The following is a 16,119-nucleotide window of genomic DNA, read 5'->3' as shown; positions in this document are numbered from 1 at the left end:
ATTGGGCCTGGTATGCAATGGAGGAGTGATGATACAAGGCAGTTGTAAAAAGTAGATAAAATATGCCAATGTAAATTGTATATAATATACATAAAATAATTAAAAAATACCATAAAAATAGATAAATACACTATTCTTTGAAAAATATAGCAGGAATCTGTTATGCAATATATAATGCAAACCTGTTCTTTTTATACTGTGTTTTCCATGCTACATTGAAACCACAGTAAGGCGGATTAAAAAGTCTGGCGGCAGAATCACCATGGCAGCCGGGTCAGAAAAAGTTACCGCCAAAGAAAGGGAGAGTATTATATGAAGAACAAAGCCATCAGTCTTATTTTAACGGGAATGCTTGCTGTGTCCATGCTTGCCGGATGCGGTCCAAAAGAGCAGACAGCGGCGCAGGGGAGTCAGAGTGCGGAACCATCAGCACCCGCTGCATCTGAGGAGGCACAGACGTCTGAGCCTGCGGCGGATGCCGGGACGGATGCTGGGACGGATGCGGGAACCGCTTCCGCAGAACTGATTGGGAATGGAGCTGTAACCTATGATCCTTCGGCACCGGTAAATAATGGAGAAGACATTACGATTACCTTCTGGTATGACGATCCGGGCCCGGAGGGATATCAAAGATATGCACGGGCAATTGCAGATTATCAGGAGCTTCATCCAAATGTAACTATTGAGGTCAATAATTCACTTGGCTGGGGAGATTATTGGTCTAAGCTGCCGGTGGCGGTAGCCAGCGGAACCGGACCGGATCTTATGCACTTTCATCTGGGCTGGTATGGCGATTTTATACCTGAGCTTGCAGAACCTTATCCGGAGGATCTGGCACAGGCATTAATAAAGGATTTCCGTGGTGTGGAACCGATGATTTATGAGGGAAAGGTGTATACAATTCCTGTGGGTGATATGACAGGGGCTATTTTCTATAATAAGGAAATGTGGAAGGAAGCCGGACTTACAGAAGCGGATATACCACAAACCTGGGATGAACTGCGGGAGGTGGCTAAAAAGCTTACAAAAACGGAGGGCGATAAGATCGTTGTAAACGGAATGGACATTCCCGATGGTTATTTCCTGCTGGCGCTGAATTATCAGAAGGGCTATAACGTATTCACAGAAGACGGAAAGCATACCCAGATGGATAATCCCGGGGCGCTGGAAGCGGCGCAGATGCTTCAGGGCTTTATTACGGAGGATAAAATATTTGCTCCCGGTTCCGGCTCTTCCCAGGAACGTTTTGGCAACAAACAGTCTGCAATGATGTATAACTGGACATGGGCCGGCGGCTGGCTGGAAGGAAATGTCGGCGACAGTTTTGAATGGGGTGTATTCCCGACTCCCGTATTCGGGGAAGAAACAAAAGTGGTTGACAGAAATAATCCGGAAGTATCAGCAGTGGTAAATGCCAAATCGTCTCCGGAAAACAAAGCGGTGGCTATGGATTTCCTGCGGTTCTATTTTGCAAATGACAGTTATCTTGTAGAATTGGCTGATAAAACCTATACAGCGCCCACAAAAATTACCTGTGCGGAAGATCCTGTGATTGCAGAGAATGAGGTAGTTGCTACCATTTCAAGTTATATTGACAAGACTGTATGGACGGGTATCTGCACAAGCGGATTTGGCGATGCCGTGAATCAGATACTGGCTGATGAGCTTTTCATCCAGGGAAAGGATGCAAAGACAACGCTGCAGAAATTTGATGAAGAAAATGCCAAGCTGGCGGAAGAAGCCCTGCTGGAAACTGCAGAAAGAAAATCTTCTCTGGCACAATATCTGAAGTAAGACAGAATATTGACGGGGCAGGAGGATATCCTGCCCCGGTTTGCCAGAGAGGGCACATTGCTGATTAATGCAGTATCGCAGGCAGGCCTGCGTTAGCGGGGGTATAAAGATGAATAAAAAAAAGAACTTGCATTCTTCCGTATTCAAAGGAAGAAAACGCCAGGAAAGATGGCTGATTCTTTTTTCCATGGCGCTGCTCCTGGTTTATATTGGAATATTTAATTACTTTCCTATTGCTTACAGTTTTATCGGCAGCTTTTTTGAATGGAAGCCAATTAAAGGTATTTTCCGGTTTGAAGGCTTTGACAATTATGCATGGATGCTGAGCGAACCACTTTTTTGGAAGTCGATGTCCAATACACTGGTATTTGCGCTGGCCGCCTGTTTTTTTTACGTGGCGCTGGGGCTTATATTTGCAACATTAATTTATATGTCTCCCAGATTTCAGGGATTTTTCAGAACAACCTATTTTTTGCCTGTAATCACCTCGGGAGTGGCGGTATCCCTGCTGTGGAAATATGCGTTCTATAATACGAATAATGGGATATTCAATGTGGTTTTGGAATTTTTCGGCCTGCCTCCCCAGATGTGGCTGTTGGATGAAAACCAGGTCCTTCCCTGTATTATATTGATGACAGTCTGGAAAGAAATCGGCTACGCTATCATTATTTTTATTGCCGGGCTGAATGAAATCCCGGGGGAACTTTTTGAAGCGGCGACAATAGATGGGGGAAGCCGTTTTCAGTGCTTCCGCTATATAATCATTCCCAGGATAAAGCCCACTACCATGCTTGTGGCAGTGACGGGGATGATTAATTTCCTGCAGGTATTCAATCAGGTTATGCTGATGACCAGCACAGCTGGGAAATCACCGGGAGGCCCGGGGACCTCTTCCTATACAATGATGCTGCTCATATATGAAAAAGGCTTCCAGGATTTTAATTTCGGCAGGGCTTCCGCCATCGGTTATGCACTTGTGCTGATTATTCTGGTATTTACATTGATTCAGTTCCGATTGAATGCGGCGGAGGATTAGCTATGAGAAAATTGAAAAAAGGTCCGGTATTATGGCTTGTATATTTTTTGTTGTTTGCAGTTGCAGCCTGTATGCTTTTTCCCTTTATCTGGATGGTGATTTCCAGTTTCAAAACGCCTGTTGAGATATTGGCAATTCCGCCCACCTTTTTCCCGAAAGAGCCTACCCTGGAAAATTATCAGGTATTGTGGGAAAAATTTGACTTTGCACGTTTTTTTGCAAACAGTATATTCATTACGGTGATTTGCGTGGCAGCCCAGCTGTATACGGCTTCTCTGTTTGGGTTTGTTTTAGGGAAATATAAATTCCGTGGCAAAAACCTGATTTTTATGGCGGTTATGTTCTGTATGATGGTGCCGACGACCATAAATATTATACCCTTGTATCAGATGATGATGTGGTTTGGCTGGATTGACAGCTATAAAGCGGTGATTGTCCCGAATCTGATTACTTTGTTCGGAACCTTTATGATGCGCCAGTTTGCGGGCAGTATTCCGGATGAGATGATGGAGGCGGCCCGGATAGACGGGGCGAATGAGTTCCGGGTATTTCACCGGGTATGTCTGCCGCTGTTTAAAAACCCGCTGTCAGCGTTGGCAATTCTTCAGTTTCTCTGGACATGGGACTCCTATCTGTGGCCCATGCTCATGCTGAATGATGTGAAGAAATATACAATAACGCTGGGGCTGGGAGCTTTGAATGGCCAGTATGGGACGCCGATAGAAAAAATGCTGGCAGGGGCCAGTATTGCGGTAATTCCCGTATTGATTGTATATCTGATATTCCAGAACCGCTTTATTGAAGGAATGGCAGGCGCCAGTGTGAAGGGCTGACAAAGCAGGGGTGTTTACATTTATAAAAAGGAGATTGACGATGAAACAGGTTTGGCTTAGGGATTACGGATTGCTGCCGGATACAGGGACGGACTGTACGGCGGCGCTTTTAAAAGCGCTTCAGGAGAATTCCCGGGATACGGAATTTTGCCTGGAGCCGGGACGATATGATTTCTGGGCTAAGGAAGCGCTGCTGCAGGATTATTACCTGTCAAACAGTGATATATGCAATCCCCGGCATTTATCTGTGAAAATGTATGGCATGGAAAATATTGTTTTTTATGGAAACGGTAGCAGCTTTATCTTCCATGGACAGACCATGCCGTTTACGATTGAAAAATGCAGGGGTATTATAGTGAAAGGGATTTCCATTGACTGGGAAATCCCTTTAAGTGCAGAAGGAACTGTGGTGACCAGCGGCACGGATTATATCGATGTTCATATTGACAAAAGCCGCTTTCCTTATGTTGTGGAAGAAAAAACGCTTTATTTTCTGGGGGAGGACTGGAAGGAGCCTGTATGGAAATGGGGAAATACGGAATTTGATGTCCATACACATAAGGTGGCCTGGCGGAGCGGGGATACCTTTCCTCCTACCTGGCAGGAACAATTGGCTAACGGACTGGTGCGTTTTCACGGGAACTTTGAAAGAAGGCCCGGGGAAGGAAATTTCCTGGTGCTGCGTCATGGAAAACGGATACATGCCGCTGTTTTCATGAAGGACAGCGCAGATATAACGATGGAAGAGATGACCGTTTATCATTCGGGCGGATTGGGGTTTCTGGCGCAGTTTTGTGAGAACCTGACATTCCGCAGAATCCAGATGCGCCCGAATCAGGAGCGCGGCAGGAACTTTTTATCAGGACATGACGACGGAATCCATCTGACAGGAAACCGGGGGAAAGTTATGGTGGAGGAATGCTATTTCCATGGCCTGATGGATGACTGCCTGAATCTGCATGGTGTGGCGGCAAGAATAGAAAAAAAAGCCGATGCCCATACAATCATAGGAAGGTTTGTCCATGAACAGTCCAGGGGCTTTGAAGAATGGGCCGGAAAGGGGCACCTGATTTCTTTTTTGAAAAGCGGCAGCATGTGCAGGGGAGCCTGTCTGGAAGCGGAAGAATACCGGCTGCTTACACCCGGGGAATTCCTGATAACGTTCCGGGAAACTGTTCCGGCGGATGTGAAAGAAGGGGATTCCCTTGAGAATCTCACCTGTACGGCAGCCCTGACCTGCCGGAATAATTTTTTCGGAAACGGCAGGGCCAGAGGTATTTTATTTACAACGCCGCAGCCGGTGGTGATAGAAAACAACGTATTTGAATCCGCCGGCGCCGCTGTTTTAATTGCCGGGGATGCATCGTGCTGGTATGAATCGGGAAGCTGTGAGGATGTGCTGATACAGAAAAACCATTTTGGGGATTGCTGTCTTACCTCTTCTTATTTAGGCGGAGAAGCGGTTATCAGTATTCATCCTGAAGTGGAGAAACCGGATAAAGCCTGCCCTTTCCACCGTAATATACGGATTGTGGAGAATACGTTTCAGCTGTTTGACGTTCCGGTCCTTTATGCCAGAAGCACGCAGGGGCTGGTCTTTGCCAAAAACAGGCTTATCCGAAGCTATGTGTACAATCCCTGGAATGCGCAGGGAAGCATGGTATGTCTGGATGTTTGCGGGGATGCGTACATAGGGGACAATATTTTTATCGGGGATATTTCCGCAAGGGAAACGGAGAGAAGGGGTTAGTCAGGTGGCAAAAGGGAAAGGGAAAAGGTCGAACATTCTTCGAACGATATTTACCAAAATCTGCGGTGCCTTTTTGGGATTTATCATAATAATACTTGGATTGGCTTATGGCCTTTATTCTGTGGGGATAGCTACAATAAAAGGGCAGCTTCAAAAAGAGCTGTCTGTTCAGAATGCCAATTTTTCTGAAAGTCTGAGGACGGAGCTGGAACGAATCACACTGCTTCAATATGATTTGATTAATGATTGGGATCTGAAAAAGCTGACACTTGATATACCTATCTATACAGACTATGAAAAATCAGAAATGATCCTGAATATAAAAAACAGGATCGTTCCCATACAGACCAGCAGCAAACTGGTTCAGGAAATTAAAGTAATTATTCCGGCGATAGATCAGTATATAGGAACCCGCATGGTAAGCCAAATAGATGACCATATTCGGCGGATTATTGATGAATATGAAAAAAACTGCCATACCCATATCCTTTATCATGAAGGCGAGTGCATGATATTGATTTCCTATCCTCAGCTTTACAATATGACAAATCGGAAAATGCAGTTTATGCTGCAGACAACGTTGTCAGAACGGGCGATAAACAGTTATCTCCGGGAACAGCGTCAGGAACGGGACGGGAGTGTATTTCTGGTAAGCGAAGAACAGAAAATGGTTATAGGGGAAGAAAATGAAGCTTTTCAGGAAGCGGTGCGTAATTGCATCCGGGAAAAGGAAGTGGAAGAGGGAAAGCCTCATCCGGAGGAACGAAAGACACTGTTTTTGGATGGGAAAATAGATGGTAAATCATATTTTATTGTATATACGGATATTGGTTTTCAGGATCTGAGACTGGTAAACTGTGTGGCAGCGGATGCGGTTTTCGGGGAATTGAAAAATTACAGGCTATGGATGATGGCATTTGCTTCCGTTTCGGTTATTGCTGTATTTTTGTTTGCCATATATATAAGAAAAGAAATCCATCAGCCGCTTCATGAACTTATGGAGGGTTTCCGTGAGGTGAAGGCCGGAAACCTGGATATCCGTGTAGAACACAGGCAGGAAGATGAATTTCGGTATATTTATGATGATTTTAACGATATGCTTCTGCGGCTGAATGACTTAATCGATCAGCAATACAAGCAGAAAATACTAATTCAGAAATCAGAGTTAAAACAGCTGCAGGCGCAGATAAACCCTCATTTTCTTTTTAACAGTTTTCTGATACTTAGCAACCGGATAGATATGGGAGATATGGAGTTCGCTGCCGACTTTTCCAGGCAGCTCGGCTATTTTTTTCGTTTCATAACAAAAAATAAAAGCAGTATCATCCCTTTGAAGGAGGAAGTGGAGCATGCCTGCATTTATTGTAATATTCAATACGCCAGGTTTGCAAGCAGGATGGATATGGAGCGGGCAGAGCTTCCGGAAGATTGTGAATCCATTCCCGTGCCGCGGCTGATACTGCAGCCAATCCTGGAAAACATGTTCCTGTATACGCTGGAAGTCATTGACTACAGGGGATTCCTGAAAGTTTCCTATGAAAAAAACAATGAATTTTTAGATATTGTATTTGAAGATAATGGCGATACGGTATCCGAAGAAAAACTGGAAAGTATGCGCAAAATGCTGGAAGAACATGAAACCGGGGAGACAACCGCCCTGATTAATATTCATGAACGGCTTCGGCTTGCTTATGATGAACGGTGCGGCCTGCAGTTTGACAGAAGCAGCTATGGTGGGATCAGGGTAACGGTACGGATTTTAAGGGATGGGGATAAAATGCGATGGAACGATTACTGATTGTGGATGACGAATGGGAAGCGGCAGATTACTTTGAAAGGATCCTGCTGCAGGAGGAGTCGCTGCAGCTGGATGTTTACAAGGCGCATTCGGCCAGAGAAGCATTGGAATGTCTGGGAAAAATAAGAATGGATGTGGTCCTTTCCGATATTAAAATGCCGGGAATGGACGGCCTGCAGATGTACGATATCATTAAGGAGCGGTGGGCGGAATGCAGGGTGATTTTCATCAGCGGCATTATGGATTTTGATTATGTCTATTCTTCCTTCCAGAAAAAAGATGTAAGGTATCTGACCAAACTGGAACCCAAGGAAAAGATTATTGAAACGGTCAGGGAAGTTCTTTTGGAAATCGAGGAAAATTATAATCAGGCAAAAGAACTTCAGCTGTTCAGAAGACAGCTGGATGAGGCAATGCCTCTGCTAAGGAACAAGTTCCTATCAGAGTTTTTGTCAGGGGCCGGGGGAGACAGGGAACAGGCAGATAAGAGGATGAAGGAACTGGGAATACCTTTGTCTACCCGGGAAAAGAGCATTCTGATTGGCGCTGTTTTTGACGGGGCGGAAGAAAAGGAGGATCCCGGAAGCAAGGATCGTGAACGTGCCGCCGCGGATTTGATGTTTCTGCAGTTATTTGAGGAGTCATATTATATCGCCTCTTTTCTGCCTGATCAGGATCTTTTGATATGGATTCTGCAGGAAAAAGAAGGGGGGAAGGAACAGAAGCTGCCGACGCAGTCCATGCTTAACGGAAAACTGGAATACTTGCAGAAGCATGTGAAATTCACATTGAATAATACCCTGTCGCTGACTTATTATAAGGAACCGTCAGGCTGGGAAGAACTTCCCCAGATTTTCAGTTACCTGAAAAGAACGCTTGGATACAAGGCACGCCTTTTGTCGGAAGGAATAATTATTTGCTCCGGCTATGAGACAGAGGATATCTGGCAGATGGATAGGGGACAAATCGACAGCCAGAAGCAGCTGGCCTATATCAATGAACTGGAAGGATATCTGGAATTGGGAAAGGCGGAGGCTTACAAGGAGCTGCTGATCCGTATGACCTCCTGTCTGGAAGAGGTTAACAGTTTTCACTATGGACCTGCCCTGGAGGTGTATTACCGTATTATGGGAGTGATCCTGAAATATATAAACAGCTGGAAACTGACGGAAAAGCTGATATTTAAAACGGATCTTTACAAGCTGTATCATCCGGAGCTGCACAGCTCCTGGAGGGCGGCGGCCGTTTATCTTCAGGATATATCGGACTGTATCTTTGAAATCCATTTTTCTGATGAAAGGGCATGGTCTCTGTCTGCAGTCACAAGGGTGCGTAATTATATTGAAGCCAACCTGGAGAAGGATCTGTCGCTTGTGAGGCTGGCAGAGGAGGCGGGGCTGAATGCCACCTATTTGTCCCGGCTGTTTAAGAATGTGACAGGGGTTAATATTTATGAATATGTACTGGACTGTCGGATGAGGAAGGCAAAAGAACTGCTTCTGAAAAGCAGTGAGAAAATTCAGGACATCGGAATCCGCGTGGGTTATGATTCGGCACAGTCTTTTACCAGGGTATTCCGAAAGCATACAGGACAGACACCAACGGACTACAGGGAAAAAGAAAAGAATTGTTAACAAAGGTAAAGTATAGAATATGGTGTTTTTCTCCCTGCGAAAATATAATTTAAGTATACCTGATACAAATAAAAAGGGAGGGAAACAAATGGTTAAGTGTAACATGAAGAAATTATGGGCAGTTGCGTTGTCGGCCTGTATGGCGGCATCCACATTCCTTGCGGGCTGCGGTTCGGAGCAGACGGGCGGCGCCGCGTCAGAAGCAGGAACCGGGACAGTCGGTGAGGCAGATACGGCAGCTCAGGAAACTGTTCCCGCAAAGGAAACAGGCGATGCATCCACGGCAGATGCGTTAGACACGGCGGAAGTGGATCCTTACGGAAAATATGAGGAGCCGGTAACAATTACGGTGGCACGCCGCAGCTTTGGTACCGAAAAGGTGGATGAATACTGGAAAGAGGTCCTGCTTCGTGACTACAATATCAATGTGGAGATCGCACTGGAAGCAGATGCCTCTCAGTATGACGAGAAGGTGAATGTAGCCATTACATCAGGTTCTATTCCTGATTTAATGCTGGTAAATCCCCAGCAGATGGATACGCTCATCAAAGCCGATATGGTAAGCGATATGACAACGGCATTGAACGATTATCTGGCTCCGGAGCCTCATCAATATCTTCTGGAAGGAACGGGAGCGGAGGCCCTTGCCAGTGTTACCTATGATGGGAAAGTAATGTTCATCCCGGCGAACATCACCAGCCTTGAGAATAATGCATTCCCGCTGTTCATCCGCAAGGACTGGCTGGATAATCTGGGTTTGGACGTGCCAAAAACCATTGAAGACTTTAAAAATGTGGCAATTGCTTTTACAAAAGATGATCCGGATCAGAATGGAAAAGATGATACCTATGGCCTTGCGGTATCAGGGCAGAGTAACCTGCTTCATGACTGGGGCGGCCTGTATGGCTTCTTCCCCGCATACGGCGTACAGCCCTGTACCTGGTATGACTATATGATTTTCTATTCTGAGGATGAGAACGGAAATATTGTATGGGATGGAGAAAAGCCGGAAGTAAAGGAAGGGCTTCAGCTGCTGGCTGATCTTTATAAGGAAGGCGCTATCCCCAAGGATTTCATTACTATGGACAATAACAAAATCATGGAGGACATGAATGCAGGCAAGGGCGGTATGACCTTCGGTGTAAGGGGGCTTCCTTACTGGGCGATCCAGAATACGATTAAGAACAATCCCGAGGCAGAATGGTATGCCATGAATATGCCGACTAAGGATGGTTCACAGCCTCCGATCTTCGTATATCAGCCGGTCAATGTGGCTTATGCAGTATCCGCAGAATGCGAACATCCCGAAGCAATTGTTAAGATGATGAACGCATACTATAGACTGGCCGATCCTGAAAGCCCGGATTTTGACAGCAAGACATTGGAAACCACAGTAAGCGCAGGGGAGTTTATCGCAGTTCATGATCCGGATCAGGAAATGAACGATCATAAGGCTCTGTTTGAAGCGATTAAAAAAGAAGATAAATCCGGTCTGAATGCCAGCCTTCAGGTACAATATGACGAAGTTATGGAATATGTGGAAACGAAGAATCCCGAAAAGTGGAGCAGATGGAATGCGGTTTATCCTGAGGAAGGGCATGCATATTATCTGGTATTTGGATTAAATGATGCCTCTATGCTGAAAAAGAATGTGTGGTGGAAGCTGCCCTCTGAGAATATGGTAGAGAAGCTCCCTATCTACAGAGATATGGCGCAGGAGACTATGACCAAGATTATTGCAGGGGCAGAACCGGTTTCTGCATGGGATGACATGGTGGCACAGTGGAAGAAGCTGGGCGGTGATGAAATTACACAGGAAGTCATCGAGTCAGCAAAATAAACTGACACAGAAGTAAATGAATAGTACCTGGCGTGTACTATCCGGAATTGGAAAATGCAGAGTGTACCCGCTCTGCATTTTCTGATATAAAAGCCTGTATAGAAGGAGGCCTCAGGAATGAAATTTAAAAAAGAAAAATTTAAGAGACAGCTTCCGCTGCATCTGATGCTGCTGTTTCCGGTGTCTCTTCTGATTATTTACTGTTACGGTCCCATGGTGGGGCTACTTATGGCATTCCAGAACTATATTCCGTCCAACAAAGGTTTTTTCCGCTCATTGGCAAACAGTCCCTGGGTCGGGCTGGATCATTTTGAATATATGCTGAATATGCCCGATGTCCCACGCGCTGTCTGGAATACCTTATTTATAGCGGTGCTGAAAATTGTCTCCAAAATTGTGTTCCCTCTTATTTTTGCACTTCTGCTCAATGAGGTGAGAAAAAGCTGGTTCCGTAAGGGAATACAGACAGTAACCTTTCTGCCTTATTTCCTGTCCTGGGTAATTCTTGGGGGAATCTTACTGGATATTTTTTCACCCAGAGGCGGAATTGTCAGTTCTCTGTTTGAAGCGTTCCATCTGGAAGCACCATATTTCTTTGGCGATCCGAAGCTTTTCCCCTTCATGCTGGTGGCAACCGATCTGTGGAAGGAAATTGGCTTTAATACTATTATTTTTCTTGCGGCACTTACCGGTCTGGATGTAAGTCTGCTGGAGGCGGCGGCCATTGACGGCGCCGGACGGTGGCAGCAGATAAGAAATATTGTGATTCCCAGCATTGCTTCCACCGTAGTTCTGGTGACCATCCTGGGAATCGGCAACATCATGAATGCCGGGTTTGATCAGGTGTTTATGCTTTATAATCCCATGGTATATTCCACGGGAGACATTATTGACACCTACACCTACCGGATGGGTATGGAAAACGGCAGATATTCCCTGGCTACCGCTGTGGGGATGTTTAAGTCGGTGGTCACCCTGATTATTATGGTCACCTCCTATCACCTGGCAAAAAAACACTGCGATTACAGAATCTTTTAAAGGGGGAAGCGGGAAATGAAAAATGCAAAAAAAACAAGAACGACAGATGAGATCCTCATGGGCAGTTCCCGGAAAAGAAGGGCTTTTGAGGTCTTCAATTACTTGCTTCTGACTTTTATGGGAGTGATTTCCCTGTTGCCTGTATGGCATATATTGATGAAATCCTTCAGCGCGCCGGAAAGCGTGGAGGCCGGTCTGGTGAAGCTTCTGCCAGTTAATTTCAGTACCTTTTCCTATGAATTTATTCTGCAGAAAAAAGAATTTTATACCGCCTTCTTTGTTTCCGTCAAACGTGTGCTTCTGGGAGTGCCGCTGCAGCTTCTTTGCACAATACTTGCAGCTTATCCATTGTCCAAAGAGGACAGCCAGCTTTATGGACGCAGGTGGTATGTCACTTTGTTCATTATTACTATGGTTTTCAGCGGTGGGATGATTCCCACTTATATGGTGGTAAAATATACAGGGCTTCTTAATACGATATGGTCTTTAATTCTGCCCGGGGCGGTATCCGTATTCAATATACTGATATTGATGAATTTTTTCAGGGATCTGCCAAAGGAAATTGAAGAATCCGCGTTAATTGACGGGGCGGGGCATTTCACTATTATGGCCAGGCTTTTTCTTCCGCTGGCAAAGCCGGCGCTGGCCACGATAGTGCTGTTTATCTTTGTAAACCACTGGAACTCCTGGTTTGACGGGCTGATTTACATGAGCCTGCAGAAAGATTTTCCGCTGCAGACCTATCTGCAGTCCATACTTACTGTGCCGGATATTCAGAATATGACCACAGAACAGCTCAGCCAATTGGGAAAAGTAAGCCGGGCGGCTACGAATGCGGCACAGATTGTTATTTCCAGCGTTCCTATTCTTATTATTTACCCGTTTTTGCAGAGATATTATACGAAAGGGCTGACGCTTGGAAGCGTGAAGGGATAGGAAAAGATGGATACTTATACGTTTCAGGCAGCAGTTCCGCCAACCCCGGTTTTGCTTTCAGGGTATGGAGGCAGGATCTGCCAGGTGAACAGCAGATATTTGATAAAGGACGCAAAACCATGGCTTCCGGCTTCCGGTGAGCTTCATTATTCCAGACTGTCCAGGGAACTGTGGGATACGGAACTGGATAAAATGAAAAATGCCGGATTAAGTATTGTTTCCACCTATATATTTTGGATTCATCATGAAGAAACAGAAAATGAATTCTGCTGGGATGGGAACCGGAATCTGGGTGAATTTATCGATCTCTGTCATGAAAAAGAGTTGGAGGTAACGCTGCGGATCGGCCCCTGGGTCCATGGTGAATGCAGAAATGGGGGATTGCCTGACTGGCTTGTGGAGAAATGCAAAGATAAAATAAGATGTAATGAAATGCCCTACATGGCTTACGTCAGGCGTTATTATGAACGGATTACGGAGCATCTGCTGGGGCGGAGGCTTTTTTCCATACAAATAGAGAATGAATTGGTTTTTAATACAGAGCATCTGGATAGGCTATATGATCTGGCCAGAGAGTGCGGATTTCAGGCAGATTTATTTACTGCCACAGCGTGGGGCTTTGATATGCGCCCGCTGACGCATAAGATGATTCCCACCTTTGGGGGATATCCGGAACAGCCATGGAATCAGAGTACAGGCCCATCACTGCCTAATCCGCATTTTTTCTTTACAGGTATACGCAGTGACAGTTATATTGGAAATGATCTGCTGCCAGTGAAAGAAGTCATACAGGATGAAAGCGTACCCTATTTTACCTGTGAGACAGGTCCGGGAGTACAGCCATGCTATCACCGAAGGCCGCGGATTACGGCGGCGGATGCCTTGGCCTTGGCCATTACCACACTGGGAGACGGCTGTAACTGGCTGGGGTTCTATATGTTTCACGGAGGGAGCAATCCCCTGGGGAAGCTTTCTACTATGCAGGAAAGCAGGGAGACTGGTTATCCAAATGACTGTCCTGTAATCTCTTATGATTTCCAGGCGCCTGTCGGGGAAGCGGGATTTTTGAGGGAGTCCTATTATAAATTGCAGAATATCTGTACCTTCCTTCAGAGTTTCGGTGAAAGGCTGGCTCCTATGATACCGTCTTATCCCGATTGCCGTCCCAAAGGGCTGGAGGATATACGGACGCTGCGCTGCTGTATGCGCAGCAACGGAAGGGAAGGGTTTTTATTTATTAATAACCATCACCATGGGAAAAAACTTCCCGAACACAGAGATATATGTATGGCAATACAGTTCGAAGATAGAAAAATGGAAATAGAACTGCCGGTGATACCTTCGGATGCCTGTTTTTTGTTCCCTGTCAGAATGAAGCTGAGCGATAAGCTGACATTGGACTATGCCTTTGCCCAGCCTTTATTTACAGATGGAATGGATTTCTATTTTAAAGCGGTTGACGGGATTACGCCTTTGTTTGTGTTTGACAATGGAGTCAGCCGGATAATAGAAGACATGGCTGAGGTGGAAGGGATAACAGTCTATGTTAGAAAAGATTTTCACGGACAGGAAAATAGGGAGGATGGCCTTCCCCTTATTTTCAGGCAGACGCAAGCCTATCGGTGGATGGCAGACGTACCCTTTGGAGCCGGGGCAATTCGGCTTTATTATTATGGGGATGTTTTGTCTGTTTATGGTAACGGAAGGCTGATTGCGGATCAGTTTTATTACGGAGAATATGCGCAGTTTTATAAACCACTGGGTGTCACTTCCCTGGAAATAGCAATACAGCCTTTGCTGCCGGAGAAGGATATTTATTTTGAATGTGAGAGGAAGAATGGAAGAAATCTGGAAAGCGTGCTGTTTTATCCAGATATTTAGACAGCAGGAAGGCGGGGAGCAAAAATGAACTGGTCCGATATTTCGGGAGAATATTATGATTATACGGAAACCATGGAACCGGAGAAACCTTATAACTATGACTATTCGAAAACGATGACTATGAAACTGCTTTTATCAGTGCCAACTCAGGACGGGGGTACAAAGGTGTTTTTTACGTTTGCCCAGGCGCTGGAGGTAATCCGCTGTGTGGATCGGCTGTCCAGGGAAATACCTAAAATTCTTTATCTTGTAGGCTGGCAGTTTCACGGACATGATGATAAATATCCATCATTTGCCTGCGTGAATGAGGCGCTGAAAAGAACACAGGACGCAGATGGGGCAGAAAGCCTGAAATGGCTGATGAGGGAAGCCGCCGTATATCATACCACGGTAAGCCTGCATATTAATATGACGGATGCCTATGAAGACAGCCCTTTGTGGCAGGAGTACCTGGAAAATGAATTGATAGCGAAGAATGAAGATGGTTCTTATATGGCAACTGGCATATGGGGAGCCGGAAAAACGGCATATCAGATCTGCTATAAAAAGGAATGGGAATCCGGTTATGCAATCCGGCGGATAAATGGCCTTCTTGCTATGCTGCCCATTGAAGCGGCCGGGACAATTCATATTGACGCATATATTTGCAGGCAGTCTTCAGACAGTTCTCTGGAAGAGGAGCGAAATGCCAGGAGGAAGGTTATACGTTATTTCCGAAGGCGGGGAATCGATGTTACTACGGAATTTCTTTATCGCTTTCCGGGGATGGATCAGGGGAAGCTGCCAAAGGAAATCGCAAAGCAGCAGGCGGATGATTTAATTGGGCTTGTGCCCATGATCTGGTGGCTGAACCAGGAGCAGGAGGATTATATAAAAAGGCCGGTCAGTCTGATTTGCGGAGGAAGATATAATGAGGACTTGAACACCTGCGGTTTTGAAGGGCTTGGTTTCCTGACAGGCAACGGCGTTCATGGGGAAAGCCAGTTTGATGGATTCCGTATTTCCCGGGAAGAGGGGGAAAAGAGATTCCTGGAAACCTTCTGCCTGGACGGCGCGGCATGGTATTACCAGAACTGCCGCAGGCTGCTGGGATTTGAGGGCAGCGCAGGCAGGACGAGGGCAATCTATAACGATGGACTGGAAGCGGAGCTTGCTGGTCATCGTTTGATTGAAAAAGGGGTCTTGCTTCGCGAAGGAAATGATATTTGCATTCCCTTATTGTGGAGAGAGAAAGAGTTATTATTATACACATCAGACGGATACACGAACAAGTGCTGGAGGCTGCCGAAAGAATTTTGCGGATTAAGAGTTAAAGAAATTCTATCTTTATCAACAGTTAATCCTGCTCAAATATTAAATAGCATTCTTCTTTCAAACGAGAGTATTACTTTGTCATTGAAGAAGCAGGAGGCGTTGATTATTGTTTTTGATGGATAACTGTTTTGGGCTGTCGATTTATGCGACAGCCCATATTTTCGGAATGCCAGCAGCTTGCGGATGAGTAAAAGTATTATAACCTTTCCGAGCATATTCCTGGAAGGTTTCATCACTATGTCTCTGGCCAAAAAGGTGACATTTG

Annotated in this window: 11 protein-coding genes; all 11 read left to right on the top strand. The window is 45.6% G+C overall.

The window, feature by feature from the left end; translation table 11 throughout:
* Positions 1-312 precede the first annotated feature (312 nt).
* The 11 genes from HMPREF1548_RS01305 to HMPREF1548_RS01255 all read left to right on the top strand — a co-directional run bounded on the left by HMPREF1548_RS01305 (position 313) and on the right by HMPREF1548_RS01255 (position 15,977).
* Complete coding sequence (locus HMPREF1548_RS01305) at positions 313-1,794, top strand: extracellular solute-binding protein (protein WP_021633845.1); 1,482 nt, start codon at positions 313-315, stop codon at positions 1,792-1,794.
* 109 nt (positions 1,795-1,903) lie between these two features.
* On the top strand, positions 1,904-2,830 hold the full coding sequence (locus HMPREF1548_RS01300; protein ID WP_051358288.1) for a carbohydrate ABC transporter permease: 927 nt from the start codon (positions 1,904-1,906) through the stop codon (positions 2,828-2,830).
* 2 nt (positions 2,831-2,832) lie between these two features.
* The gene (locus HMPREF1548_RS01295; protein WP_021633843.1) at positions 2,833-3,663 is read left to right on the top strand and encodes a carbohydrate ABC transporter permease; all 831 of its coding nucleotides are present in this window, start codon (positions 2,833-2,835) and stop codon (positions 3,661-3,663) included.
* A 40-nt stretch (positions 3,664-3,703) separates the two neighbouring features.
* On the top strand, positions 3,704-5,413 hold the full coding sequence (locus HMPREF1548_RS01290) for an alpha-1,3-galactosidase-related protein (protein WP_021633842.1): 1,710 nt from the start codon (positions 3,704-3,706) through the stop codon (positions 5,411-5,413).
* A 4-nt stretch (positions 5,414-5,417) separates the two neighbouring features.
* Entirely contained in the window at positions 5,418-7,211 is a 1,794-nt protein-coding gene (locus HMPREF1548_RS01285) for a sensor histidine kinase (RefSeq protein WP_021633841.1), read from the top strand.
* Positions 7,196-8,845 carry a response regulator transcription factor gene (locus HMPREF1548_RS01280; protein WP_021633840.1) on the top strand — a complete coding sequence of 550 codons (1,650 nt, stop codon included), beginning with the start codon at positions 7,196-7,198 and terminating at the stop codon, positions 8,843-8,845. The genes HMPREF1548_RS01285 and HMPREF1548_RS01280 overlap by 16 nt, the downstream gene beginning before the upstream one ends.
* 88 nt (positions 8,846-8,933) lie before the next feature.
* Positions 8,934-10,685, top strand: a complete 1,752-nt coding sequence (locus HMPREF1548_RS01275) for an extracellular solute-binding protein (RefSeq protein WP_035320547.1) — start codon at positions 8,934-8,936, stop codon at positions 10,683-10,685.
* Positions 10,686-10,802: 117 nt separating this feature from the next.
* On the top strand, positions 10,803-11,723 hold the full coding sequence (locus HMPREF1548_RS01270; RefSeq protein ID WP_021633838.1) for an ABC transporter permease: 921 nt from the start codon (positions 10,803-10,805) through the stop codon (positions 11,721-11,723).
* 15 nt (positions 11,724-11,738) lie between these two features.
* A complete protein-coding gene (locus tag HMPREF1548_RS01265) occupies positions 11,739-12,659 on the top strand; it encodes a carbohydrate ABC transporter permease (RefSeq protein ID WP_021633837.1) in 921 nt (306 codons plus the stop codon).
* Positions 12,660-12,665: 6 nt separating this feature from the next.
* Positions 12,666-14,540 (top strand): beta-galactosidase, encoded by a 1,875-nt coding sequence (locus HMPREF1548_RS01260; RefSeq protein WP_021633836.1) that lies wholly within the window; start codon positions 12,666-12,668, stop codon positions 14,538-14,540.
* 24 nt (positions 14,541-14,564) lie between these two features.
* Complete coding sequence (locus HMPREF1548_RS01255; protein WP_021633835.1) at positions 14,565-15,977, top strand: endo-alpha-N-acetylgalactosaminidase family protein; 1,413 nt, start codon at positions 14,565-14,567, stop codon at positions 15,975-15,977.
* Positions 15,978-16,119: the final 142 nt, after the last annotated feature.

The sequence above is a fragment of the Clostridium sp. KLE 1755 genome (assembly GCF_000466465.2).
Taxonomy (GTDB): domain Bacteria; phylum Bacillota; class Clostridia; order Lachnospirales; family Lachnospiraceae; genus Eisenbergiella; species Eisenbergiella porci.
This window is presented reverse-complemented; position numbering and strand designations above follow the sequence as displayed.